Annotated in this window: 17 protein-coding genes and 1 pseudogene; 7 read left to right on the top strand and 11 right to left on the bottom strand. The window is 64.5% G+C overall.

Going from position 1 to position 24448, the window contains the following annotated elements; genetic code table 11:
• Positions 1 to 26 precede the first annotated feature (26 nt).
• Complete coding sequence (locus EXV95_RS16560) at positions 27 to 998, top strand: IS481 family transposase (protein WP_176887666.1); 972 nt, start codon at positions 27 to 29, stop codon at positions 996 to 998.
• Positions 999 to 1017: 19 nt separating this feature from the next.
• On the opposite strand, the gene EXV95_RS16555 is transcribed toward EXV95_RS16560, so the two are convergent.
• Together EXV95_RS16555 and EXV95_RS16550 are read right to left on the bottom strand one after the other, a co-directional pair.
• Positions 1018 to 2040 (bottom strand): acyltransferase, encoded by a 1023-nt coding sequence (locus EXV95_RS16555; RefSeq protein WP_176887665.1) that lies wholly within the window; start codon positions 2038 to 2040, stop codon positions 1018 to 1020.
• A 58-nt stretch (positions 2041 to 2098) separates the two neighbouring features.
• The gene (locus EXV95_RS16550; protein WP_176887664.1) at positions 2099 to 3151 is read right to left on the bottom strand and encodes a recombination-associated protein RdgC; all 1053 of its coding nucleotides are present in this window, start codon (positions 3149 to 3151) and stop codon (positions 2099 to 2101) included.
• 417 nt (positions 3152 to 3568) lie between these two features.
• Between EXV95_RS16550 and EXV95_RS16545 the strand changes: the two genes are divergently transcribed.
• Positions 3569 to 4165, top strand: a complete 597-nt coding sequence (locus EXV95_RS16545) for a Spy/CpxP family protein refolding chaperone (RefSeq protein ID WP_176887663.1) — start codon at positions 3569 to 3571, stop codon at positions 4163 to 4165.
• 1013 nt (positions 4166 to 5178) lie between these two features.
• Here the strand turns inward: EXV95_RS16545 and EXV95_RS16540 are convergent.
• Positions 5179 to 10065, bottom strand: coding sequence for an EAL domain-containing protein (locus EXV95_RS16540; RefSeq protein WP_176887662.1), 4887 nt, complete (start codon positions 10063 to 10065; stop codon positions 5179 to 5181).
• 333 nt (positions 10066 to 10398) lie between these two features.
• Between EXV95_RS16540 and EXV95_RS16535 the strand changes: the two genes are divergently transcribed.
• The gene (locus tag EXV95_RS16535) at positions 10399 to 10842 is read left to right on the top strand and encodes a MerR family DNA-binding transcriptional regulator (protein ID WP_176887661.1); all 444 of its coding nucleotides are present in this window, start codon (positions 10399 to 10401) and stop codon (positions 10840 to 10842) included.
• Positions 10839 to 11297: a PaaI family thioesterase gene (locus EXV95_RS16530; protein WP_176887660.1), complete on the top strand. Its 459-nt coding sequence runs from the start codon at positions 10839 to 10841 to the stop codon at positions 11295 to 11297. Before EXV95_RS16535 ends, EXV95_RS16530 begins: the two co-directional genes overlap by 4 nt.
• Before the next feature lie 29 nt (positions 11298 to 11326).
• On the opposite strand, the gene EXV95_RS16525 is transcribed toward EXV95_RS16530, so the two are convergent.
• The 3 genes from EXV95_RS16525 to leuA form a co-directional block, all read right to left on the bottom strand.
• Complete coding sequence (locus EXV95_RS16525) at positions 11327 to 12427, bottom strand: 3-deoxy-7-phosphoheptulonate synthase (protein ID WP_176887659.1); 1101 nt, start codon at positions 12425 to 12427, stop codon at positions 11327 to 11329.
• A gap of 189 nt (positions 12428 to 12616) precedes the next feature.
• The gene (locus EXV95_RS16520) at positions 12617 to 13123 is read right to left on the bottom strand and encodes a C40 family peptidase (RefSeq protein ID WP_176887658.1); all 507 of its coding nucleotides are present in this window, start codon (positions 13121 to 13123) and stop codon (positions 12617 to 12619) included.
• A 132-nt stretch (positions 13124 to 13255) separates the two neighbouring features.
• Positions 13256 to 14935: a 2-isopropylmalate synthase gene (gene leuA, locus EXV95_RS16515; protein WP_176887657.1), complete on the bottom strand. Its 1680-nt coding sequence runs from the start codon at positions 14933 to 14935 to the stop codon at positions 13256 to 13258.
• Positions 14936 to 15347: 412 nt separating this feature from the next.
• Between leuA and EXV95_RS16510 the strand changes: the two genes are divergently transcribed.
• On the top strand, positions 15348 to 15710 hold the full coding sequence (locus tag EXV95_RS16510; RefSeq protein WP_055393669.1) for a YciI family protein: 363 nt from the start codon (positions 15348 to 15350) through the stop codon (positions 15708 to 15710).
• A 19-nt stretch (positions 15711 to 15729) separates the two neighbouring features.
• Here the strand turns inward: EXV95_RS16510 and EXV95_RS16505 are convergent, their stop codons facing one another.
• From EXV95_RS16505 to EXV95_RS16490, 5 genes and pseudogenes are all read right to left on the bottom strand, one after another.
• Positions 15730 to 17655 (bottom strand): bifunctional diguanylate cyclase/phosphodiesterase, encoded by a 1926-nt coding sequence (locus EXV95_RS16505; RefSeq protein WP_121421739.1) that lies wholly within the window; start codon positions 17653 to 17655, stop codon positions 15730 to 15732.
• Positions 17652 to 18197, bottom strand: a complete 546-nt coding sequence (locus EXV95_RS16500) for a YfiR family protein (RefSeq protein ID WP_176887656.1) — start codon at positions 18195 to 18197, stop codon at positions 17652 to 17654. The genes EXV95_RS16505 and EXV95_RS16500 overlap by 4 nt, the downstream gene beginning before the upstream one ends.
• A 3-nt stretch (positions 18198 to 18200) precedes the next feature.
• A complete protein-coding gene (locus tag EXV95_RS24990; RefSeq protein ID WP_370460081.1) occupies positions 18201 to 19253 on the bottom strand; it encodes a TonB-dependent receptor domain-containing protein in 1053 nt (350 codons plus the stop codon).
• A 526-nt stretch (positions 19254 to 19779) separates the two neighbouring features.
• Positions 19780 to 20091 (bottom strand): annotated as a pseudogene (locus tag EXV95_RS24985) (TonB-dependent receptor plug domain-containing protein); the annotation flags it as partial.
• Positions 20092 to 20413: 322 nt separating this feature from the next.
• Entirely contained in the window at positions 20414 to 23221 is a 2808-nt protein-coding gene (locus tag EXV95_RS16490; protein ID WP_176887655.1) for a WG repeat-containing protein, read from the bottom strand.
• 236 nt (positions 23222 to 23457) lie between these two features.
• On the opposite strand from EXV95_RS16490, the gene EXV95_RS16485 reads away from it, so the two are divergent.
• On the top strand, positions 23458 to 23871 hold the full coding sequence (locus EXV95_RS16485; RefSeq protein ID WP_176887654.1) for a YciI family protein: 414 nt from the start codon (positions 23458 to 23460) through the stop codon (positions 23869 to 23871).
• A 24-nt stretch (positions 23872 to 23895) separates the two neighbouring features.
• On the top strand, positions 23896 to 24432 hold the full coding sequence (locus EXV95_RS16480) for an SRPBCC family protein (protein WP_176887653.1): 537 nt from the start codon (positions 23896 to 23898) through the stop codon (positions 24430 to 24432).
• The last annotated feature ends 16 nt before the right edge of the window (positions 24433 to 24448 follow it).

The following is a 24448-nucleotide window of genomic DNA, read 5'->3' as shown; positions in this document are numbered from 1 at the left end:
TTGCAATCCACCCAGGGAGTGAAGCCATGTTGATAGCCCTGCACAAGAACGCCCGCACCACGCCCGCCGTGCGTGCCGAGATCGCAGCCAGCGATGAACCAGCCAGCGTCCTGGCCCAGCGCTTTGGGATCACTGAGCAGACGGTCTACAAGTGGAAGAAGCGTTCCGTCTTTGCAGACCGCTCTCACACTGCCCACCACCTGCAGACCGTGCTCACGCCAGCACAAGAAACAGTGGTGGTTCACTTGCGGCGTACCTTGCTGTTGCCTTTGGATGACCTGCTGGCCGTGACACGGGAGTTCATCTGTCCCCATGTCTCGCGCTCCGGGCTGGATAGGTGCTTGCGCCGCCATGGAGCGGGCAACCTCAATGCTCTAAAGCCCCAGCAGCCTGCGCTGGCCTACAAGGCCTTCAAGAGCTACGAGCCAGGCTACGTGCACATGGATGTGAAGTACCTGCCCCAGATGCAGGATGAGAGCAGCCGGCGCTACCTGTTCGTGGCCATCGACAGGGCCACGCGATGGGTGTTCGTGCAGTTCAAGGCCAACAAGACAGCTGCCAGTGCACAGGCCTTCCTCAAGGCGTTGCACAAGGCCTGTCCGATCAGGATCAACAAGCTGTTGACCGACAACGGCAAAGAGTTCACGGACCGTCTGTTTGCCAGCCGGGAACGCGAACCCAGCGGCAACCATGAATTCGATCAACTGTGCCAGGAGTTAGGCATCGAGCACCGACTGACCAAGCCCAGAACACCCAGAACCAACGGCATGGTGGAGCGATTTAACGGCCGCATTGCGGACGTTCTGAAGACCCACCGATTCAACAGCCGCGAAGACATGGAGCAGACCTTGTTGCGCTATGTGGCGTTGTACAACCACCAGCTACCGCAGTCAGCGCTCAAGAGCAGTACGCCGATGCAGGCGATGAAAGAGTGGTACCAGACCCACCCGCACCTGTTTCTCAAGCGACCATATGATCGTCCGGGATGCGACAGTTAAATAATTTAACACAGGAACTTCAAGCACTACCGATCACCATTTTCTTTTTCTCTCTTCTCTTGGCCATATTCATAAATGGCTGCTCAACAAATTTATAACTCAAATAGGAAACAACGATCGTCACGAAAAATGCCAACACCATCTGCAAATAATTGTTTATGAGGAAATTTTTTGACAGAACAAGAATTGGATAATGAACAAGATAGAACGAATAAGAAATATCCGAAAGCATTTTCACAAATTTCGTATTCTCGTACTCTGAATCTTTCAAAATCAAGAAAAGAGAAGAAATTCCCAAGCCGGTGACAAAGATGGGGGTGGATACAACGGGCTCCCACGCTTTGTACAGCAAAATGGTGGTGATAAAAATTGACAGCAAGGCAGCCTTGTCATACTTCGGATTTTTTACTGCTATCCACGCACCAAAAAGAAAGAAGGGCAATTGCGATATTGCGTTGTTCTGGACAAAAAAATAGATATATATTCCTTCGAGTTTTTTTACCAGCGGATGAAAGTTCATTCCGCCATAAACCCAGAAACAAGCCAAGCCGACAAACACTATGGTAATTTTGGAAGGGCTTTTGACAAAACGAGTGGCAATGAGAAATGCAACGACATACCAGACCATCTCAATGGTAAGGGTCCAGCTCACGCTCAGAGGGTTGTACTTCAGATAGGCATCTGGGAAAAAATGCTGAAGAAAGAGCAGATGGATCAGGAGGCTCTTGACATCGATAGAATTCAACTGGAACTGCTTGAAAACGATCAAGAATACAAAAAACCATAAAATATACGCAGGGTATATTCTCAGCACCCGATGCCGTATGTAGTCAGCGGCAGAGTACCGAAGCGCACTCTGAATGATTAAATACCCGCTGATAACGAAAAATATCTGCACTCCCATCCATCCGCCAGAAATTCCAAAGTAGGGAATACTGAGAATATTCAAGGAGTGCAGGTGATTCGTGAACACCAGTACCACAGCCGCCGCCCTCAGCGTCTCGATGGAATGGTTTTTGGATGCAGGGATCGCTTGGTTCATCAGTTTTCTATCTCAAACGGATGGATTGGAGGCGGCGCCCATTCGCGCCCCGTTGCCATCAAAAAGGCGCCGTGTCCGCGTCCGTATCGACCGGCGCTTGTGCCGGCCCGGTCACGATCCCCTGGGCACTGCCTTTGCGAGCCGATGGGGAGGCTCCGGTGGAATCCATGCCCGTCGCAGGGCGACGGTGATCCGTCACTTCACCGGACGCCGCAGCCACCCCACCCTCGGCCTCGCCCCCCAGCGCTTCGATCAGATCGGGGATCAGCTTGACCAGCTCGCCGGTGGCAATCGCCACATCGGTATCAAAACCACCGTCATCAGCTTTGGTGCCCTCGAACACGGTGTCCAGGAACGACACTTTTTTGATCTGCAGGCCTTCGGTGAGCATGAAGGACACGCGGTCGTCCCAGGTCAGTGCCAGCTTGGTGGGCAGCTTGCCGGCGTCGATGTGGGCCTGCACCTCTTCGATATCGAGCGGGTGGCGGGCGTAGCGCACCACGGCTTTTTCCTCGTTGGCGCTTTTGAGCTCGCACTCGCGGTCCACCGTGAAGCCCACGGGCGGTTCCTGTTCCTTGAGCCAGTGGGCCATGGCGGCCTGCGGGCTGGTCTGGGTATTCAGCAGCGACACCGACAGGCCGGGCAGCGCCTCGACCAGCAGGGTGACCACTTCGTCCGCGCGGCCCTGGCTGGAGGTGTCCAGCACCAGCAGGCGCGAGGTGGTGTCGATCCACACCCACATCGAGCCCTGCTTGGTGAAGGCCATGGGTAGCAGGTCCAGCTTGGCCTCGTCTTTCAGCTCCTTGCTTTCCTTCTTGCCGGGCTTGCGGCCGGTTTCCTGCTCGATGCGCTCGGCCTTTTCTTTCACGCGGCGGGCCAGCACGCTGCCGGGCAGCACTTTGGATTCGACCATGAAGCGCAGGATCCACTGGCCCCCGACCGACTCGGCCAGCGGGCCGTGTGCATCACCGCGCGGGGGCACCCAGCCCAGGGACTTTTCCTGGGTGGCGCCACATTCCATGAAGGGCGCCTTGGCCAGGGCTTCTTCTACTTGCGTCAATTCAACCTGCCATTGCGGGGCAATGCGGTACACGATCATGTTCTTGAACACAGATAACCTTTTGTTCGGGAGCGTTGGTGGTGAAGCGCTTTCAGCGAGAGCACTTTCTCTATCGGTGAAGCTATTGCCAACGGATGATCGAGCGATCGAACCCGTGAGCAAAACAGCCCGCCCGACACGGAACATGCCATTGTCGGTGGTCGTCGGCACGCAGCCTGCCGCCGGAGCGCACAAGCAACGATGGCCGTCTGAATTAGCTATAAATACAATAGCTACTAGCGCTTTATGGATATGCGCTAGCGGCCATTTTTTATCAAAACCTTGATCGCGCAGGCCTGCAGCTTCTTGGCACAACTTTACACAGCGTCATCCAACGCGCACGGCCGCGATACATGCGGGGCGGACACTGACTCTCAATCGCCGGAACGGTCGTTCCAGCGAGCCACCCCCCGTAAAAGGACCCACACCATGGCTTTCCGCTTCCAACACCGCCTTGCCGCCACCGCTGTTCTGGCCGCGCTGGCCCTGCCTGTTCTGGCCCAGCCAGCCCCGGCCACCCCACCCGCTGCTGGCGCCCCCACAACCGAAGCCGCCCCGCGCTACAAGGCCGGAGAACGGCACGAACGCCACCATGGCGACCGTGCAGAAAAACGTGCCGAACACCATGCCAAACGCCTGGCCGCCCTCAAGGGCCAGCTCAAGCTGACCGCCGCGCAAGAACCCGCATGGACAACGTTCACTGCGGCCATGCAACCGGGCGAACGCCCTGCCCGTCTGGACCGCCAGAACATGGACAAACTGACCACCCCCGAGCGCATCGACCGCATGCGGGCCATGCGCGCCCAGCACGCCGCTGAGGCCGACCGCCGTGGCGAGGCCACCAAGGCCTTCTACGCGGCGCTGACGCCCGAGCAGCAAAAAACCTTTGACGCCCAGGCCCACCACGGCCACCGTATGGGAGGCATGGCAGGCATGAAGGGCGACGGCGAAGGCCGACACGGGCACCACGGCATGCGGGGTGGCGAAGGCCGCCATCAGCAACCGCAGGCAGCACCCGCGAAGTAAATCCCCTCGTGGGGCCGCCCTGACGCAGGGGGCGGCTCCAAGGTGGGCGGCGGTTCCCCTCCTTTCTTGCCTGACAAAGCCCGGAGTCCTCCATGGACCCCGGGCTTTGTGCTTTGTGGGATGGAAAAGCTTGCCGACGGGCACCCGTTGTGGATAACCCTGGGAACAGTTCTGGCACAACTGGACAGTTATCCACACAAAACGGCGATGGCCCGAAGTTGTTGTCTGCGAGCCCCGCCCTTTGTGCAGACCGCCACACAGACTTTGCAGCTGCGCAACCCCGCGCCAACATTGAACAAATTGGCCTTGTCCACAGAAAGTGGCTTGCTCTACTACTACTGCTATTTATATATAGAACTATAGAAGAATAACCAGAACCCCCTGAAACACCATTCCGCTGCACACGCGCGTTCTGGTGGGCTACCCAAAAAAAAGGGGATGGGCAAGACCTGGGTGCGGACCTCTGTTTTCGGGAGCCGCTTTGCCGAGGTGGAGGTGGAGCGGCACTTGCAGCACGGCGCCTGCAAATGCCTGTTTACTATCAATAAGATAGCTACTAGCGCTTATACAGTAAGCGCTAGAGCCAATTTTTGTTGCACAAATTCATGACGAACTAGGCCGGTGCGTAAAACTGGGGATAGTTCTGGCACAACCACGTGGTTATCCACAGAAAAAGTCGGGCGCTGTGTTTTGTCCCCGTTCCGGAGACAACGGCAAGAGGGATCGGTGCACAGGGTTGGCGCACCTGCAAGTGCGCGCTGCGGTTGGGAAAAATGCGGTTGTCCACATTCCGTGCCGCCTTCTACTACTACGACTATGTATTTATAGAGAACATAAGAAGAAGACAGAGGGACAACTTGAGGCGCACCCGAGCGCAGGGGTTGTCATCTGGACGGGGCGATGTTTGGGGGGTGCACGGGACAGAACCCCGGGTAGAAAAATGCAGCCGACCACCGTGCACGGGGGCCGGTTGCGGCAAGGCGATCGGGAAAACGCGGGGCCGTGCAGGCCGTCTAGGCAGCCGCAGGGCGCAGGAAGGCCCCCAGGAGGTCCGCAGACAGGGGGCGGCTGAAGAGGTAGCCCTGGTAGAGCTGGCAGCCCGCGCGGGCCAGCAGCTCGCGTTGCTCGGGGGTTTCCACGCCTTCGGCGATGACTTCCAGGCCCAGGCTGCGCGACAGGCCGATGATGGTGTCCACAATGGCAGCGTCGTTGGGGTCGGTCAGCAGGTCGCGCACAAAGCTCTGGTCGATCTTGAGCTGGTCGAGCGGCATGCGCTTCAAGTAGCTCAGCGACGAGTACCCGGTGCCGAAGTCGTCCAGCGAGAAGCCCACGCCGTGCGAGCGCAGCGCGGCCATGGTGGCGATGGTGGTTTCCATGTCTTCCACCAGCAGGCTTTCGGTCAGCTCCAGCTTGAGCAGGTGGGCCGGTGCTCCGGTGATGGCCAGCACCCGGGCCACGTCGTCCACAAAACTGGCGTGTCGGAACTGGCGCGAACTCACGTTCACTGCCATGGTCAGGTGAGTCAGCTGGGGGTCGTCCTGCCAAGTTGCGAGCAGCTTGCACGCCGTGTGCAGCACCCAGCGGCCCAGCGGCAGGATGAGCCCGGTTTCCTCGGCCAGCGGTATGAATACGGCAGGGGGCACCATGCCGCGCTGGGGGTGGGCCCAGCGCACCAGGGCTTCTACGCCCACACAGCGGCCCGACTGGTGCATCTGCGGCTGGAAGTGCAGCAAAAATTCTTCCTGTGCCAGCGCGGCGCGCAGGTCGGTCTCCAGCCCGGCGCGGGCCGTCACCACGGCCTGCATGTCGGGGTCGAAAAAGCGCAGCGTGTTGCGCCCCGCCGTCTTGGCCTGGTACATGGCCAGGTCGGCCTGCTTGAGCAGCTCGCCCACGCTGGTCAATTCGCCGGTGAAGGGCGCGATGCCGATGCTCGGTGTGCTGCGGTACTGGTAGCCCGCCAGCGCATAAGGCACGGCCAGCATGGCCAGGATCTTTTCGCCCACCCCCCGCGCGTGCAGGGCCAGTTCGTGGGGTTTGGGGCTCAGCTCTTCCAGCATCACCACAAACTCGTCGCCGCCCAGCCGGGCCACCGTGTCCACGCTGCGCACGCAGGTGTTCAGGCGCTGCGCCACCTGCTGCAGCAGCAGGTCACCTTGGTCATGCCCCAGGGTGTCGTTCAGGGTCTTGAAGTTATCGAGGTCGATGAACAACAACGCCCCGCCCTGCTGGCGCCGCTGGGCATTGGCCAGCGCATGGCCCATGCGGTCCATGAGCAGCATGCGGTTGGGCAGGCCGGTGAGCGCGTCGTAGAACGCCAGGCGCTGGATTTCGCGCTCGCTGGCCTTGCGCTGGCGGATGTCGGTGTTGATGGCCAGGATGGACTGCGGCTGGCCGTCATCCCCGCGCACCAGGGTCCAGCGGCCTTCGACCTCGATGGTGCTGCCATCGCGGTGGCGCTGCACGATCTCGCCAGTCCACTCGCCTTGCTCCAGCACCGACTGGGTGGCATGGCGAAAGTGGGTGGGGTCCTCGTAGAGCAGGGTCTCGATGGATTGGCCCAGCACCTGCAGCTGCGACCAGCCGTACAGGCGCTCGGCGCTTTTGTTCCAAAAGATGATGCGGTGTTCCAGGTCGCGCACCAGGATGGCGTCCTGCGCCTTGTCCAGCAGCGAGGCCTGGTGGCGGATGCGGGCGTCGGCCAGTTGTCGGTCGATCTCGGACGACGCGCGCGCGGCAAAGATCTGCAGCGTGGAGGCGATGAAATCCGTCTCCGCAATGGCCTGGCGGAACAGCACGAACACAATGCCCACCACTTCGCCGTCGGCATTGCACAGCTGTTGTCCTGCGTAGGCCTGCGCGCCCACGTAACGGAGCACGGGCGCATCCGGGTAGCGCTGCTGCACCTTGTCGGCCACCACGTACTCGCGCTGCGTCAGCAGCATGAGGCTGGGCGTGCCCTCCAGACTGTATTCGTCGTTGGGCAGCATCTGGCCGTCCAGCACCGCCGCCAGCGTGACCACCCGGGGTGGTTGCCCTTGCGCTTGGGGCAGCAACCGCACCACGCAGCCGCCCTGGGCCCCCAGGGCATCGGCCATGTTGCGCACCAGCTGGACAAAAAACTCGGTGCCCGTGCTGGCCGACACGGCCGCCGCCACCTTGAGCACCGAGGCCTGCAGCCGCTGCTGCGCCTTGTGCGCGCGCAGGCTGGTGATGCCAAAGGCCAGGTCGTTGGAGAGTTCCTGCAGCAGGGCGGCCTCTTCAGGGCTGATCTGCAGAATGTCCGGCGCGTAGAGGTACAGCAGGCCAAAGGTACGGTCGCGGTTGCGATCACGGTCCTGCAAAGGCAGGCAGATCACACCGTGGAAGCCGTGGTCCAGCATGCGCTCGGTCCAGTCGGCAAAGTCGCCTTCGGTGCGGATGTCCTGCACGATCACGGGCTTGCCCGAACGCACGGCCATGCCCGCCGGCCCCCGGCCGTAGGGGTCATCGGCCGACCAGGAAAGCTGCAGGTTTTCGAGGTAGTTCTGGTTGTAGCCCGCGTGGGCTACAGGCTGGATGGACTTGCGTTCGTCGTCCAGCGCAAACCCCACCCAGCCCATGCGGTAGCCGCCAATGTCCACGGCAATCTGGCAGATGGCCTGCAGCAGCGCGGTTTCGGAGGTGGCGCGCACCAGGGTTTCGTTGCAGGCGCTCAGAAGGCGCTGCGCACGGCCCATGCGGGCCAGTTCGCGCTCGGTGCGCAGGCGTTCGGTCACGTCAGTGGCCAGCACCTGGCGTGCCGGGCGGCCATTGAAGCTGATGCTGCCAGCCGTGATCTCCACATCCATGAAGCTGCCGTCCTTCTTGACGTGGCGGCTGATCACTGGCTTGTTGCGCTGGTCGATCGCAATCGCATGCAGGGCCTCCCGGATGGTTGCGTGCCGCTCGGCGGGCCACAGGTCGGTCATGTCCATGGCCAGCAGCTCGGCCTCGGTGTAGCCGTAATGGGTTTCCATCGACTGGTTCACAGCCTGCAGGCGTAGCGTTTCCTTGTCGTACACCCACATGGGATGGGGATGCTCGTTGAACAGCATGCGGTACTGCTGCTCCGACGCCTTGAGCTGCCCGGCCACATGCCGCAGCTGCACCATGGCCCCCAGGGATTCAGTAAGGATCTCCAGGTGCGCTACGTCGCGCCGCGAGAACGCGTTGGGCTTGTCAGACGTCACCTTGAGCGAGCCCACCACCCCCTGCGCCGTGCGCAGCGGCACCGCCATCACGGAGCGCACGCCATGGCGGTGGGGCAGCGAAGCCATGTCCCAGCCCTCGGCCTCGGTGTCGTTGCACACCACGGTGCGCCCTTCGCGCAGTGCGGGCCAGAGCAGGCTCTGGTCCACGGCCAGCAGGTGCCCCACGGGCCGCACATGGTCGCCTGCCGATGCCTGCGCCACCAGCTGGTGGCCCTGCAACAGCTCCACCAGCGCGCCCCGGGCCAGCGTCTGGCGCAGCACCGTGTCGGCCACCAGTTGCAGCACGTCGGGCAGGGGCATGTCCAGCGACGAGATGCGCTGCTGCACATGCAGCAGCTCGGCATGGTTCTGCGCATCACGCTGTGCGTCGAGTTCGGTCAGCTTCTGTACGCTGATGTCGGTCATGCCGCCCACCATGCGCACGGCCTTGCCGGTGGAGTCGCGGATCAGGAAGCCCCGGTCCAGCACCCAGGCATACGTGCCGTCCTTCCGAAGAAAGCGGTACTCGGCCGACCAGTGGTTGTCGGTGCCATCAATGGCCGTGTGGATGCAGTGGAGGATTTCCTGGCTGTCGTCGGGGTGCAGCCGCAGGGTCCAGGAGGTGCTGTCGGGGGGCAGCTCGTCCAGCGGCACGCCAAACAGGTTCTGCATGCCCTCGTTCCACCACATGGCATCGGTGTGCAGGTTCCAGTCCCACACGGCATCGGCCGTGGCACGCGAGACCAGGTGAAAACGTTCTTCGCTCTCGCGGCGTGCCTGGCGAGCCTGGTGCTGGACCGAGATGTCCTGGAAGGCGCCCTGGATGCGGATGATCTGGCCATGGGCATCACGCGCCACCTGTCCTGCAGTGCGCACCCAGAATCGCCCGCCGCCAGGCATGGCCACTTCGGCCTCCACGTCGAAGGGGGTGCCATGGTGCATGCATTCATCAAAGGCCTTTTGCAGGTGCACCCGGTAGGGCGGGGTGTACAGCTGCAGCACCTGGGCCAGGCTGCCTACGCGGTGGGTGAGCCCGTAGGCGGCAGCGATCTCCTGTGACCAGGTCAGTTGCAGGCTGGGGAGCTCTACCGTCCATCCCCCGATGCGCGCAATCTGTCCTGCCACACGCAGCGCATCGCTCTGCGCCAGCATCTCCGCATGCATCTGGTCGCGCTCTTGCACCAGCTGGGCCAGCAGGCGCTTCTGGCGGCGCAGCTCCAGCTGCACCATGGCCTGGCCTGCGAGGATCTTCAGACCGTCAAGCTGCTCGTCCCCCAGCGTGCGGGGCACGGTGTCCAGCACCGCCAGCGTTCCCAGTGCAAAGCCCTCCGGCGTAACAAGGGGCACGCAGGCGTAAAAACGAACACGGGGTTCGCCCACCACCAGCGGATTGCCCGCAAATGCGGGGTGCTGGCGCGCGTCCGGCACCACCACGGCATCGCGGTTGCCGTCCAGCGCATGGGCGCAAAAGGCAATGGCACGGTCGGTCTGCCCGAAAGGCACGCCTATCGCTGCCTTGAACCACTGGCGCTCGCTGTCTACAAAGTTGACCACGGCCATGGGGCAGCCACAGACGCGCGCGGCCAGTGTGGCCAACTGGTCAAACGCGTCTTCCGCGGGGGTATCCAGGATGGCGTAGGACTGCAGTGCGTGGAGCCGCGCGGCCTCTTGGGGTGCGTGCGCAGGCGGCATGGTGGTTACGCTGGGGCCAGGCCCAGGGGCACGCATCCAACCTCCAGGCGCCTTGCTGCCTGGGGAGGGTTGTAGGAGAGCCGGAGTTGCGTCAACAAGGAAGTGGAGCGGTAAGGCGGCACATGCCGGACGGCCCAGCCGCTGCAGGAAGTCGCAAACGCCGGGGCCACAACTTGTAATAAAGCAGCAATGCTACACCGCACAGACCCATGTTGACGCACCGCAGCATGCGGGTTTGCCCCAAAGGGGAAACCGGCCCAGGGACCACGGGCAGCGCTGAAACAGTCGCCAAGGCAACCTTCGCGCAGCATCAGGCTTGCTAGCCTGTGTGCCATGCAGATCTCCGAACTTGCCCGCCAGGCCTCGGTGTCCGTCCACGCCCTGCGCCACTATGAACGGCTGGGGCTGATTCGCCCGCACCGCCGGGCCAACGGATACCGGGACTATCCCGCCAGCATCAAGCGCGAGGTGGTGTTCATCGCCATGTCCCGCCAGCTGGGCTTTGCGCTGCCGCACATTGCCCGGCGGCTTGACGACTACCGTGCCGGCACGCTGGGCATCGACGACATGGTGCTGGCCCTGCAGGAACGCGTGGCCGCGCTGGAGCAGCAGATCGGCCAGTTGCAGGCCCAAAAGCAAGTGGTGCTCGACCACCAGGCGTGGCTGCAGGCGCAACAGACACGCAAGCGAGAGACACCCCGCGCCTGGCCGCGCGTGCGGCCCAGCACATCCACCAAGTCCCCCTCCCAAACCCCAACCTCCAGGAAAACGCCATGACTTTGTCTTCGCCATCCCCTTTGCCCACGGCCTCCATCGCCGCATTGCAGGCCTTTGTGCTGGCCATGCCCATGGCCCGCACGCTCGGGCTGCGCTTCGTCCACGCCGAACCGGGCCGGGTCGAGATGGAGATTCCGGTGAGTGAGGCCTTCAGTTTTCGCCCCGGCCAGTTACAGGCCACGGCTGTGTTTGCCGTGGCCGACTTTGCGGCGGTGGCGGCAGCGGGCAGCGTGTTGCCGCCGGGGTGGACCAATGCCACGGTGGACGCGACCGTGAAACTCGTGGCGCCTGCCCGGGGCGTTTGCCTGCGCGCGCGCGGGCGTGTGGTGGATGCGGGGCGGTTACTCACCGTCTGCGCGTCCGACGTTTTTGCGGTGGACGGGAACGGCCAGGAAACCCTGTGCGCCACGCTCCTGGCAACGGCGCGCAATATCGATCCCGCCGCTGCGCGGTAGGTGGCGGGCCGTCCCGTTCTGCGGTGGGATTACGCCCGCGAGCGCCGCGTCCGCACGGCGGCCGCCAACCCTTCAAGCACCGGCACGGTCTGCGCCAGGCTGATGCAGGCGTCAGTCACCGACACACCGTGTTGCAGCGGCTGGCCGGGCACGATGTCCTGTCGGCCTTCGTTCAGATGGCTTTCGATCATCAGACCGGTGATGCGCACATCACCGGCTGCAATCTGCTCGGCCACTTCTGCCGCCACCGTGATCTGACGCTGGTGCTGCTTGCTGCTGTTGGCATGGCTCACGTCGATCATCACCTGCTCGCGCAGGCCCGCCGCCTTGAGCATGGCGCAGGCAGCATCCACATCGGCAGCGCTGTAGTTAGGCTGCTTGCCGCCGCGCAGGATCACATGGCAGTCCTGGTTGCCGCGCGTCTCAAAAATGGCGGCCTGGCCCATCTTGGTCATGCCCATGAACGCGTGCGATGCCTGCGCAGCCTGGATGGCGTCGCTGGCCACCTTCACGCCGCCATCCGTGCCGTTCTTGAAACCCACGGGGCACGACAGGCCACTGGCCAGCTGGCGGTGGCTCTGGCTCTCGGTGGTGCGCGCGCCTATCGCGCCCCAGCTCACCAGGTCGCTGATGAACTGTGGCGAGAGCAGGTCCAGAAATTCGGTGCCCACCGGCAGGCCCGTGGCCAGCACATCGAGCAGCAACTGGCGCGCCAGCTCCAGCCCTTCGTTGATGGCAAAACTTCCGTCCAGGTGCGGATCGTTGATGTAGCCCTTCCAGCCCACCGTGGTGCGCGGCTTTTCAAAGTACACGCGCATCACGACGAGCAGGTCGGCCTGCAGCGCGTCGGCCTGTTGCTTGAGCTGGCGCGCGTAGTCCATGGCCTGGTCGTGGTCGTGGATGGAGCAGGGCCCCACCACCACGATGAGCCGGTCGTCCTGCCCGTGCAGGACGCGTGAGATGGCGGCGCGGCTCGATTCGACCAGCGCCTGCGCCGCATCGGGTGCGGGCAGCCACTCCTGCAGCAACGCAGGCGTAATCAGCGGGCGCACGGCCTTGATGCGCGTGTCATCAATGCGTGTGGTGTCGTGGGTGGAAATGGGGTTGGCGGAGCGGTGTGCGTGGGTCATGGTGGCCCCGATTGTCGCGGAGCCCGGTCGCTGGCCGAATCGAGGCACGTTGCTAGATGCCGGCGCGGCCCTCGCGAGAGACGCAGAGCAAGGGCCGCCCCGCAGCGAGTGCGTCGTCCCCCTGCCCGCAGCGCGCAGCGATGCGAGAGCGGGGGGAAGCGGCGAAGCCGCTCAGGGGGGTGTCCGAATTCAAGGCCTGCGGAACGCCGCATTCTGCCGCGCCCAATGGCGCGACTGCAGGTGATCCAGCCGCACCGTTCCGCCCGTGGAGGGCGCGTGCACAAAACGCCCTTCCCCCACATAGATGCCCGCATGGTTGGGCTGGCGGCCGGTGCCAAACACCACCAGGTCTCCGGCGCGCAACTCGCCACCGTCGATTCGGTATCCCCAGTTGTTGAGCTGCGCCACCGTGCGCGGCGGCGGTGTGCCGACCTGATTGCGGTACACGTAGCCAATCAGCCCGCTGCAGTCGAAACCCGAGTCGGGCGTGTTGCCGCCGTAACGGTACGGCGTGCCCACCAGGCCCAGTGCGTGGATGGCGATGTCGTGTGCCTGCTCGGCGGTCAGGGGCGGCGTGGTGCGGATCGGGGCGGACGAAGAAGAAGACGTCGAAGGCGGCCGTGAGGTGCCACAGCCGCCCAGGGCCAGCAGGGCGGCGGTGCAGGCGGCAAAGGCCAGGCTGTGAAAAACGCGCATGGACCGAAGGGTAACGGATGGAGCCCGGCGCATGCGCTGACCCCGTTCCTGCCTTGGGGATATTGGTCAAAAATGCCGCCAGCGCTTGTGCATCAAGCGTTGGCAGCTATCTTTTTTACAACACTTGGGAGCTCACGCCGTCGCAGTGATTTTGGCCGTCTGGCGCCGCAGCAGCAACCGGTTGGCTACGCTAACGATGGCCTGTACCGACGCCGTCACGATGTTGTGGCTCGCGCCCGCGCCAAAGGTGGAGCCCGCCACGCCGTCCATGGCCGCTTCCACAATCGCCAGCGCCTGGGCGTTGGCGCCCGTGCCGGTGGCGCGCTCTTCATAGTGGTCCACGCGCAGCGGCAGGCCGAGGGCATCCACCGTGGCGGCAATCGGCCCGTTGCCCTGGCCGCGCAAATGCTGGCGCGTGCCGTCGATGGTCACGTCCAGCTCGATGCCCTGCCCGTCTTCATCGAGCTTGTGGCTGTGGCAGGTGATGGCGGCGTGCGCAGGCGCTTTCAGGTATGTGGTCTGGAACAAGTCCCACAGAGCCTCGCCGCTCATTTCGCCCTCGCTCGCGTCCGTCTGCCGTTGCACTACCGCGCTGAATTCGACCTGCATGCGGCGCGGCATCACCACGCCGTGTTCGCGTTCGAGCAGGAAAGCAATGCCGCCCTTGCCCGATTGGCTGTTCACACGGATCACGCTGTCGTAGGTGCGGCCGAGGTCCGCCGGGTCGATGGGCAGGTACGGCGCTTCCCACAAGGCGTTCGGGTCTTGCGCGGCAAAGCCTTTTTTGATCGCATCCTGGTGCGAGCCCGAGAATGCGGTGAACACCAGGTCGCCAGCATACGGGTGGCGCGGGTGCACGGGCAGCGAGGTGCATTCCTCGGCAATGCGCGCGACCGAGGTGATGTCCGAGAAGTCGAGGTTGGGGTGCACGCCCTGCGTGTACATGTTGAGCGCCAAGGTCACGATGTCCACGTTGCCACAGCGCTCGCCGTTGCCGAAGAGGCAGCCTTCCACGCGGTCGGCGCCGGCCATCATCGCGAGTTCTGCCGCCGCCACGCCGGTGCCCCGGTCGTTGTGCGGGTGCACCGAGAGCGTGATGTGCTCGCGCGGGCTGAGGTGCCGGTCCATCCACTCGATCTGGTCGGCGAACACGTTGGGCGTGGCGTTCTCCACCGTGGTGGGCAGGTTGATGATGATAGGACGGCCGGGGCCCGCGTTCCATGCGGCAATCGCGGTTTGGCAGGCCTTGAGGGAAACGCTGAGCTCGGTGGCGCTGAAGGTTTCGGGTGAATACTGCAAGGTCCACTGCGTTTCGGGCTGTGCATCGGTAAGCTGCTTGAGGTAGCCCACGTGGTGCGCAATCAGCTGCATCACCTGCGTCACGTTCATGCCGAACACGATGCGCCGCCATGCGGGCGCGGTGGCGTTGTACAGGTGCACGATGGCGCGGGGGGCTCCTTTCACGGCCTCCACGGTGCGCGCAATGAGGTCCTCGCGCGACTGGGTCATGACCATGATGGTCACGTCATCGGGGATGAGGTCCTCGTCGATAAGGCGGCGCACAAAGTCGAAGTCCGTCTGCGATGCTGCCGGAAAGCCGACCTCGATCTCCTTGAAGCCGATGCGCACCAGCTCTTCAAAGAGCTTCATCTTGCGCTCGCCGTTCATGGGCTCGAACAAGGCCTGGTTGCCGTCGCGCAAATCGGTGGACAGCCACACGGGCGCGTGGGTGATGCTGCGGGTGGGCCACTGGCGGTCGGTCAACGCGACCGGGGCAATGGGCTGGTACTTGGTGGCGGGTTTGGAAATCATGACAAAGGCTCCACGAACGGTGTGTGCGGTGTGAAAGACACGGTGCACAGGTCAAACGAATCTAGAAACGAATGACATCCCCTGCAGCCCTTTGCGTGTGCAAAGGCTGGTTCGCGGGCCGGGGTCAGGGGAGATCAGGTGTTGCGCTGAGCGGATCAGGCAACGGTGGCGAACGCAGGCAGACCCCGGCCAGGCACTAGGCCTAGCGATAGGGTGGATAGGAGCATGCTGCGTTGCATAGGTGGGCAAAGATAGCACAGGCTTGCTGCGGCGCGCAATTATTTTGATGAAAAGTGTCGATAGCGCTTGATGGATAAGCACTAATAGCTATCAAAATAATAGTGAATACTGCTGATAGCATGGCGCCTTTCGCTGCGTGCCCTCCCCATCTGTTTCGTCAGGAGATCTTTTCATGGCCTACATGCTGCTCATCATGGAACCCCACGGCCAACGGGCCGAGCGGGGGCTGGCGGGGGGCCAGGAGGCCTATGCCCGCATGCTGCGTTTTGGCGAAGGCCTGCAGGCCCGGGGCCTGCTGCGTGCCTCCGAATCGCTGGCCTCCACCGAGCAGGCCGTGCGCCTGCAGGTGCGCGAAGGCCAGGCCCGCATGGTCGATGGACCCTTTGCCGAGACGAAAGAAATGGTGGGTGGCTTTTACCTGCTCGACTGCGCCACGCGCGAGGAGGCTGTGGCCATTGCCCGCGAATGCCCGGCCGCCGAATGGGCCACTGTCGAGGTGCGCGAAGTGGCGCCGTGTTACCACGGGGCTTTGTGATCCGGGGTGCTGACGCTTTTCACACTCCCCGGCGCGCAGTGCCTTCCTGCAGCTGTGCCTGAAACTCCCCCACCGGCATGGGCCGCGCAAACAGGTAGCCCTGCAGTACATCGCAGCCCTGGCGCACCAGGTAGTCGGCCTGCTCGGGCGTTTCCACCCCTTCGGCTGTGATCTGCAGCCCCAGCCCGTGGGCCAGCGCCACGATGGCGGTGACGATGGTGCGGCTGTGTTCCTGGCCGGGCAGGTCCTTGACAAAGCTGCGGTCGATCTTGAGGCGCCGCATCGGCAACTGCCGCAGGTAGGCCAGGGAGGAGTAGCCGGTGCCAAAGTCGTCAATGGCCAGGTGGATGCCCAGCTGGCTCAGGCGGTGCAGGGTGTGCGCACCGGCCTCCATGTTGTCCATCAGCACGGTTTCGGTGAGTTCGATTTCGAGCAGGTGGGCGGGCAGGCCCTCTTCGCGCAGGATGTCCATCACGCGCTCCAGAAACTGCGGGTCGCCCAGTTGCCGGGCCGAGATGTTGACCGACACCCGGAGCGGCCCGCCCGCCTGCCACCGGGCGGCATCGCGGCAGGCCGTGCGCATCACCCAGTAGCCCAGCGGCACGATGAGGCCGCAGTCCTCGGCCACCATCACGGCCTCCAGCGGCGAAACGTTGCCCAGCTCCGCATGCGACCAGCGCAGCAGCGCCTCGGCGCCCACCAGCGCGCGGTCGGTGGCGGCAAAAAGCGGCTGGTAGTGCAGCGCGAGGCCCTCGCCCTGCTGGAGCGCGGCGCGCAGTGCATGCTCGATGGCCTGGCGCCGGACCACCGCCTGGTTCATCGACGCGTCAAACCGCACACAGCGGTTCTTGCCCATTTCCTTGGCGCGGTACATGGCCGTATCGGCATTGCTGACCAGGCCGTCCATGTCGGCCGCATCACCCGGAAAGGTGGCGATGCCCGCGCTGCAGGTCATGGTCATCTGCTGGCCGACTTCGGTGAACGAATGGTGGAAGGTGCCAACAATCCGCTGGCCATAGGTGTTGAGCGCTGCGTCGTCCATGTCCAGCGGCAGGATCACGGCGAACTCGTCGCCCCCCAGGCGCGAGATCGCATCGGTGCTGCGCACCACGGACTGTAGGCGCCGCGCCACCTGGCGCAGCAAACCATCTCCGGCCGCATGTCCGAAGGTGTCGTTGAGCGTCTTGAAATTGTCGAGATCGATGTACACCAGGGCCACGCGGGTGCCCTGGTCCCGGGCGGCTTCGATCGCTGCGGCCAAGCGTTCATTGAAGGCGTGCCGGTTGCCCGTGCCCGTGACGGCATCGGTATGGGCGAGCGCGTGCAGCCGGTTCTCGGCGTTGCGCACGGCCGCCTGGCTGCGCAGCACCATGGCGGCGGCCATGGCCATCACACACCCGGCAATCAGCAACGCGCTGACAAAACGAATGGCCAGGCGCGAGTACACCGCACGCATGGACTTGCGAAAGTACAGCGTTCCCTCCGCCACGCCCGCCGTTTCAACCGGCCGGGCAATCTCCAGCACGCTCACCCCCGCACGCTCGGTCAATCCGCCCATGCCAGCGGCCGCCAGCGTGGCGGGGAAGCTGTCGCCTGGCCCGCGTGTGTAGTGCGCCAGCAGCAGGCCCTGCGCGTCGTACACCCCGGCGCCCAGCACCATGGGCGACGACTTCAGCGCCGCGAGCATCTCGTTGGCCGTGCGCGCATCTCGGAACATGACAGCGGCCGCAATGTTGTCCGCGACGATGGCGGCCTCCACGCGGCTGTCCTGCAGCATGGACTGGCGCGTGCTCCAGTAGTCCAGCCCTGTGAGTGCCAGCACCACCGTCAAAAGCGCCAGGCCCGCCGCCAGGATGCCCGTTACCACCAGCCTGGACGACAGCAGCACGGGCGGCAGCGGTGGCGCCGGGATGGCAATCTGGGGTTCGGGGGCCTGGGTTCTCATCGGTTCACCTTGGCCAGCCGCAGCAGTCGGGAGCTGATCGTGAGACCCGCCTTGGCGGCGGCGTCGGGGCTGATGCCGAACACGATACGCCCTTCCTGCTGGGTGAGAGCGATGACGATCTCCGGGTTGACGAAGGTCAGCTCATCCGAGACCGTCAGCACGCCATGGCCCTGAGACAGGGTTCGAAGCGCTCGCAATGCCTGCTCCACGTCTGCGTTTTGCAGGATGAGCACCCTGCAGTCGCGCAGGCTCGCCATCTCCAGCAGCCTGATCCGCACGGTACGGCCTTTGGCGACCTGTTTGCCTTCCAGGGCGGTCAGGGGGCGCTTGAGTGGACTGAAGGGCGAGACGCAGACGGTCAGTTCGCCGCCCATGGCGCTGTCGTTGTCAGGCCATTCGATGAACTGGATGAAGTTGAAGATATAGGCGGCCTTGAGGTCGGGTTCTTCCACGGGGTTGGTGGCATGCGCCAGGCCGACCAACCCGCCCAGCAAACACAGGCCGAACCACAGTATCTTGCCCAGGTGGATGGCGTTGTACATGGCTCAGAACGCGTAGGTGAGCTTGAGCCGGTAGGTCCGTCCATCCTGCCGGATCGATTCTTCGCGGATCTCGTACGAGGCGGGGTCTGCATGCCGGTGGTTGAACAGGTTGTAGACGCCCATCGACACGTCCACATCCGCAAAGCGTCGTGTGTAGACGAGGTTGGTGACGATGGTCCCCGGCAGGCGTGCGCCCGAACGGGTTGCGCGCGCGCCCACGCCAATGGCCTCCACGGCATATTGGCCCGGCCTGCCAGCGCCTGGCGTTGCCCATGCGCCGAGCGCCAGGGTGTCCGACCACTGGACCTTGAGCAAGTGCCGGGGAGAGTTCGTCAGCGGCTGGGGGGTGCTGGTGTTGCGCGCCTTTTGCCAGCCATAGGCCACACGCAGGCGCGAGCCGCCTTGCCAGCGCTGTTCCACCTCGGCTTCCAGCCCGTGAACGCGCACGCTGCCGGTGTTGCCGAAATTCAGTCTTTCCGCTGCGTTCGCATCGCCCAGCGCGATCAGGTCGGTCACCTGCGACCGGAACGCCGTCAGCAGCATGCGGGTGGCGCCGGTGGGGGCATGTTCGAGGGCCAGCTCTGTGGTGCGCACCTTTTCCGACCGAAGCCCCTCCGAGCTGACGATGCCGCCGGGCAGGTCCACGCGGTAGTCGCGTTCGTAGGCATTGGGGGGCCGGTAGGCCGTGCCGTGCAGCAGCTTGAGGGCGGTGGAGGGGTTCCACCAATACACCAGGCCCAGCCGGGGATGGAAGCTGCCCGCACTGCCCGACTGCTTGCCCCAGCGCAGCCCGGTGTGCAGCGTGAGTGTGGGCCAGCGCAAATTCATCCTGCATGTAGATGCCCAGCGCATCGCCCGAGCGGCGGGTGTCCAGGTACTGGGCGGGTGGGTCCAGATCGACGTTGAGCTGCTGGATGCGGGTGTCGCGCCGGTAGTCGATGCCCCAGGCGAGCTTGTGGCGTGCAAACGCCGTGCTGACCCACTGCCAGTCGGTGCCCCACCACTGCCCGGTGCCGACGTCGCGGTTGACCGTGAGGGGTGGGTAGTCGTACACATAGTCGCCCACGAAGCGGTAGCGCCCGGCGTGTACGCGGCCGGTGAGCGCCAGTGAGGGCGAAATCTGGTGCGTGGTTTCGGCCGCCAGGCGGGTGGTGGTGTCGATGTAGCGCGAGCGTGGGTCGTTGAACGCCTGCGAGAACGAAGCCGTGGGCGTGCCCTTGGTGCGCTCGCCATGGGCCAGGGTGAGCGTGAGCCCCTCCCGCTGCATGCGGGCAAACAGCTGCGTGCTGCGGTCGAAATCCAGGCGGTGTGCCACACCATGGTGGGTCTCGGGCGCGTCGAACGCTGAAAAGTACTGGTCTGCCCCCCGGCTGCTGGAGCGTGTCACCGCGATGAGCCAGTCGCTGCCCTGGGCATCCACCGTGCCCAGCGAGAAGCGTGCCTTGGCGCTGCCTTGGCTGCCCGCCTCCACGCTGATCTGCGGCCCGGCCAGCTGGCGGCCGTTGCGCGTGATGACGTTGACCACGCCAAAGAACGCATTGGCGCCATACACCGCAGAGCCCGGCCCGGGAACGAACTCCACGCGGTCCACCAGGTCCAGGTCGAGCGGGAAATCCGTGCCGATGGTGGCCTGGTCGTAGAGGTTGTCGTTAAAGCGCACGCCGTTGACCAGCAGCAGCACCCGGGTGTTGTAGTCGCCCGGTGTGGCAAAGCCGCGTGTGCCAAGGTAGTGGTAAGAGCGGTCGTACGAGACATACAGCCCGCGCATGCTGCCCAGCACTTCCGCCAGCGTGCGGTAGCCAAAAAGCCGGATGTCGTCTGCGGTCACCACGCTCACCACGGCGGGCGCTTCCAGGGCGGTTTGCGCATACCGGCTGGCCGTCCGGACCTCCATCTGCATGAGCTGTTCCAGCGGCAGCTGGGCAATGTCCGCCTGCGCGGCAGCGTGGGATGCAAAGCCACACAGCAGCGCCAGCACCAGCTGCTGTGTCCGCTGGGTTGTATTGGATTCCGATCCTCTTTGCATGGGTGGTGCACCCGCTGTGGTGAGGGCCCGCGCATGCAGGCCAAGGCGTTCTGGAGGTTCGTGAATCAGTGGGGCGAAAGGTTTACAAAGTGTATCCATCGCCGGGACCGAACAGTCCCTCCGGGGATCGGTGATGACCCCTAGAAAACTGTAAAAAGTGGAGCGGCCGCCCGTGAACCCTTGCCGGAGCTCACTCGACGGGCGTGATGCCCTCACGTGCCGCGTAGGCCAGCCCCACGCGGCGGTACAGGCGGCGCCAGCCGAACACGTACACCACCACCAGGGTGGCTGCAAGCGCCAGCCAGGGGCTCCAGGGGCTGGACGCAACAAAACGCCACGCCCAGTACAGCTCCGCAAAGCCCATCAGTGCGAAGGTGCCCAGCCCGATCCACGGGCCCTCGGCCCGCCAGGCCGCGACCGAGACGAATGCATGGCCCACCAAGGCTGCGAGGCCCAGCAGCAGGTGGGCCGCCAGCGCCAGCACTGGCCGCTGCTCGAACCACCCCGCCATCCCCCGGAGGGTGGGGGGCGTGTCTGACTTGGCGGTCAGTGCTGCCTGCATCACAAACGCTGCCAAAAACCCCTTGTGCTGGAGCCTGCGTGCCGTGGTGTCCTGGCCTCGCAGGGCCGAGCCCACCACGCGGCGCGACAACCAGTCGCCCAGGTCGCCACCCGCGCGTGGCGGGTCTTCTTCCTGTGCATCCGGGGGTAGCCGGGCCATCGCTTCGCGCGCCTGTGCACGCAGGGATTCGGGCACGTGTTCCAGCGCACTGGGGCTGCGGCGCAGCGCGTGCGCACAGACAGCGACGGTTCGCAAGGTCTCGGGCACCTGTTCCAGGCGCCAGCCACCGTCCTGCACGTGGGCGATGCAGGCGTCTTCGCTGAGCATCCCGGCCGGTATTTGCGCAAAGCTTTTCACACCCTGCCGCAGTGCGGTGGCGTAGCGTGCGGGTGTCATGAGCCGCCTGGGCACAAAGCGCACGGTGTCTTCATCGGTGGCCAGCGCGGCGTCCACCATGGCGTGGGTGATGTGTTCACGCGGCACATCGGCCAGCGTACGTGGGTGCGACTGCAGCTGTGCCATAAGCGTGGTCTCGTCGGCGGCTTGGGCCTGGGGTGCTGGCTGTGCAGAACGCGCACGTTGCGCCAGCTGCAGCGCATCCACGCTGGGCGCTGCCATCAGCCACAGCTCCCACCATGCGTCGCCATCGCCGGAATCCGCGTGTTGGTACAGCGTGAGCCACTGCTCGCGCGATTCGCGCAGCACTCCGCCATCACCGGGCAGGGGTCTGGCCAGCGGCGAGGCCCAGGCCTGGGTGTGGTCGCCGCTGCGGTGCCAGGGGGCGGCGTGTTCGGGGTCCGGGTCGGCCGGGCCAAAGCGCGCTGACAGGCGCTGCACCATGGCCTCGCGGGCTTCGTTCACCGCGCGGTGGAGGTCGGCAGACAGGAATTCATACGGGCCGTTGTGCGACTCGCTCAGGTAGGCGCGCATGACCCGGCGCACGACCACGGTGCGGTCGGCCTGCACCTGGTCTGGGTCGTCCGCTTCTTCCTCATCGTCGGTGCCGTCATCGTCCTTTTCCGTGCCCGTGCGGTCAGCTTGCAGCATGTCGCCCGCAGCCAGTTGGTGCAGGCGTGTCTCGGCCTGGGCCAGCAGGCGGCTGGCCAGGGGAACGATGCCGTCGAGTGTGTCCAGGCCTTCCAGGTGGTCGGTCAGGGGGGCATGGAAAAAGGGCCGGGGCGGCCAGCAGTTCTCGCGAACGCCGCTGCGCCACAGGGGCGCACCTTCGGCGCCGAGCAAGGCTACCTGCTGGCCGTCATAGTGCGCGCGCCAGACCACAACCCCTTCGCCGTCGATGTACGCCAGCTGGCCATCGCGGGTGAGGAACGGCACCAGCGGGGTATCGGGCGTGTTGCCCACCAGCCAGCCATCGCCGTTGGTCAGCGGCTCCAGCAGATGCGCCGGTGCCGGCACGAAACGGCCATCGGGATGCAGCAGGCCCCAGGTGGCGCAGGCCGACGGACCTTGCGCGGCGGTGCGCACCACGGCAAAGCCGCTCTCCGCAGAAAAGTCCGAGCCATAGCTCAGGCGCGGGCCGGGCAAGGGCTTGCCTTCGGCCGTGAGAAAACCCGTGCCGTCGTAGCTGTTGGCCACCACGCCGCAGACCATGCGCCGAGACAGGTGGCGGCCACCCTTGACCACCACCTTGCCCCGGGCGTCGAGATAGCCGTGGCCGTTGTGCCAGGCGTTGGGTTCGTCAAAGTAGGCCAGGCCATCGCTGTTGAAGGCGCCGATGCTGGGGTAATGCGGCTTCAGCACCCAATCGCCCCGGGCATTGAGCAGCCCGTAGCGTTCTCCATCGAGCGATGCGGCCGTGGTGGGGGACTCGCCAAACGGCTTGGCATCGCGAAAGCGGGGCTCAATCACCCAGCGGCCCGCGCGGTCCACAAAGCCCTGGGTGCGCTGGTTGCTATCCTTTTTCCACAGCGTGGCGCGGGCCAGGCCGTTCGCGCCGAACAGGCCCAGTTCATGAAAAACTTCGTCGCTGGTGGGCTGGCCCTCGCGGTCGATGGGGCGCCATGCATCCTGGCCCACCTGCACGGCGCTCACCCCGTTGCGGAATGGGTGGGCGTTGTCGAAGGTCGGGGGGATGACCACCGCACCCGCCAGGTCCACAAAGCCCCAGCGCCCCCCGTCGCAAAAGCGCGCCAGTCCGTCTTCTGAAAAGTTGCGTGCGTTCTGCAGCGTGGGCGGCACGCGCCAGCAGCCTTCGCCATCGATATAGCCCCACAGCGAGTTGTCGGCCTGGGCAGCGCTGACCCAGCCGCCGCGCCCGTCGGCGTTGAAGCGCAATACCGCCTTCAAGCCTTCTGGTGGCACCACGGCCCGCCCGGGGTGGACGATGACCAGGGCCGGGCTCTGGCAGCTGGGTTCCAGCGGAATGCTGGCCAGCCAGGGAGGGGCCGGTTCGGTGGTGATGTCGCTGTCTTCGTTCATTGTGCTCGGGGGCTCTCCGCGCGGCATCCTACCGAGGGTGTCTGGCCGGGCGCGTAACCATTTGCACGCCTTGGCAAATGCCCCACACCTTGGGCTGCGCCTGACACCTTGGCGACTTTTTTCTACGTAGTTACCCTGATTTTTTGAACTGTCCTGTCGATCAGCCAGGCCTTCGTTCGTCGTGCAGGTGAAGGTCCGCCAATGGGCCCTCAACCCATCACTTTCAGGAGATCCCCATGCGATTCATGATCATCGTCAAAGCCACCGCCGAATCCGAACAAGGCTGTATGCCCACCGCCGCCCTGATGGCCGAGATGGCCCGCTACCACGAGGAACTCGCCCATGCGGGCGTGCTGCTTGACGGCAGCGGGCTCAAGCCCACCGCGCAAGGCTGGCGGGTGCGCTACAGCGGAAGCGGCCGCACCGTGACCGACGGGCCGTTCACCGAAACCAAGGAACTCATTGCCGGCTACACCCTGATCCAGGTGCGCAGCAAGGGCGAGGCGCTGGAATGGACGCGCCGCTTTCCCAATCCGCGCGGAGAAGGGCTCGATGCCGAGATCGAAGTGCGCCAGCTCTTTGAGATGGAGGACTTTGCCGGCGTCGAAGGCGTGGAGAAATTCCACGACCTCGAAGCGATGCGCGGCTGAAACCAACCGGGAGGACCCTCTACCATGATCAAGACCATTGCCCTTGTGTTGCTGGCGGCGCTGGGACTTTTCCTGGCGTTTGCTGCCACCCGCCCCGACACCTTCCGCGTGGAGCGCAGCCGCCTCATCTCCGCCCCGCCCGAGCGTGTGTACGGCCTCATCCACGACCTGCGCCAGTTCAACACCTGGAACCCGTATGAACGCAAGGACCCCGCCGCCAAGGGCGAGTACAGCGCCAACACCATCGGCCCTGGCGCGCGCTATGCGTGGCAGGGCGACAAGGTGGGCACCGGCAGCATGGAGATCGTCGATGCCACGGCCCCGGCGCGCGTGGCGATGAAGCTCGACTTTGTGGCCCCGTTCGAAGCCCACAACCAGGTCGAGTTCATGCTGCAGCCCGAAGGGGCAGGTACCACCCGCGTCACCTGGGCCATGCATGGCCCTGTGCCCTACCTGGCCAAGATTGCGCACCTGGTTTTCAACATGGACCGCATGGTGGGCCAGGACTTTGAAGACGGCCTGGTCAACCTGCAGGCTGTGGCGCAAAAGCCTGCCGGCTGAGCCCCATCCCCTGTTG

This window comes from Acidovorax sp. JMULE5, assembly GCF_013376875.1.
Taxonomy (GTDB): Bacteria; Pseudomonadota; Gammaproteobacteria; order Burkholderiales; family Burkholderiaceae_C; genus Acidovorax; species Acidovorax facilis.
The sequence above is the reverse complement of the archived record's forward strand: the minus strand, read 5'-3'. Positions and strand labels throughout refer to the sequence as shown.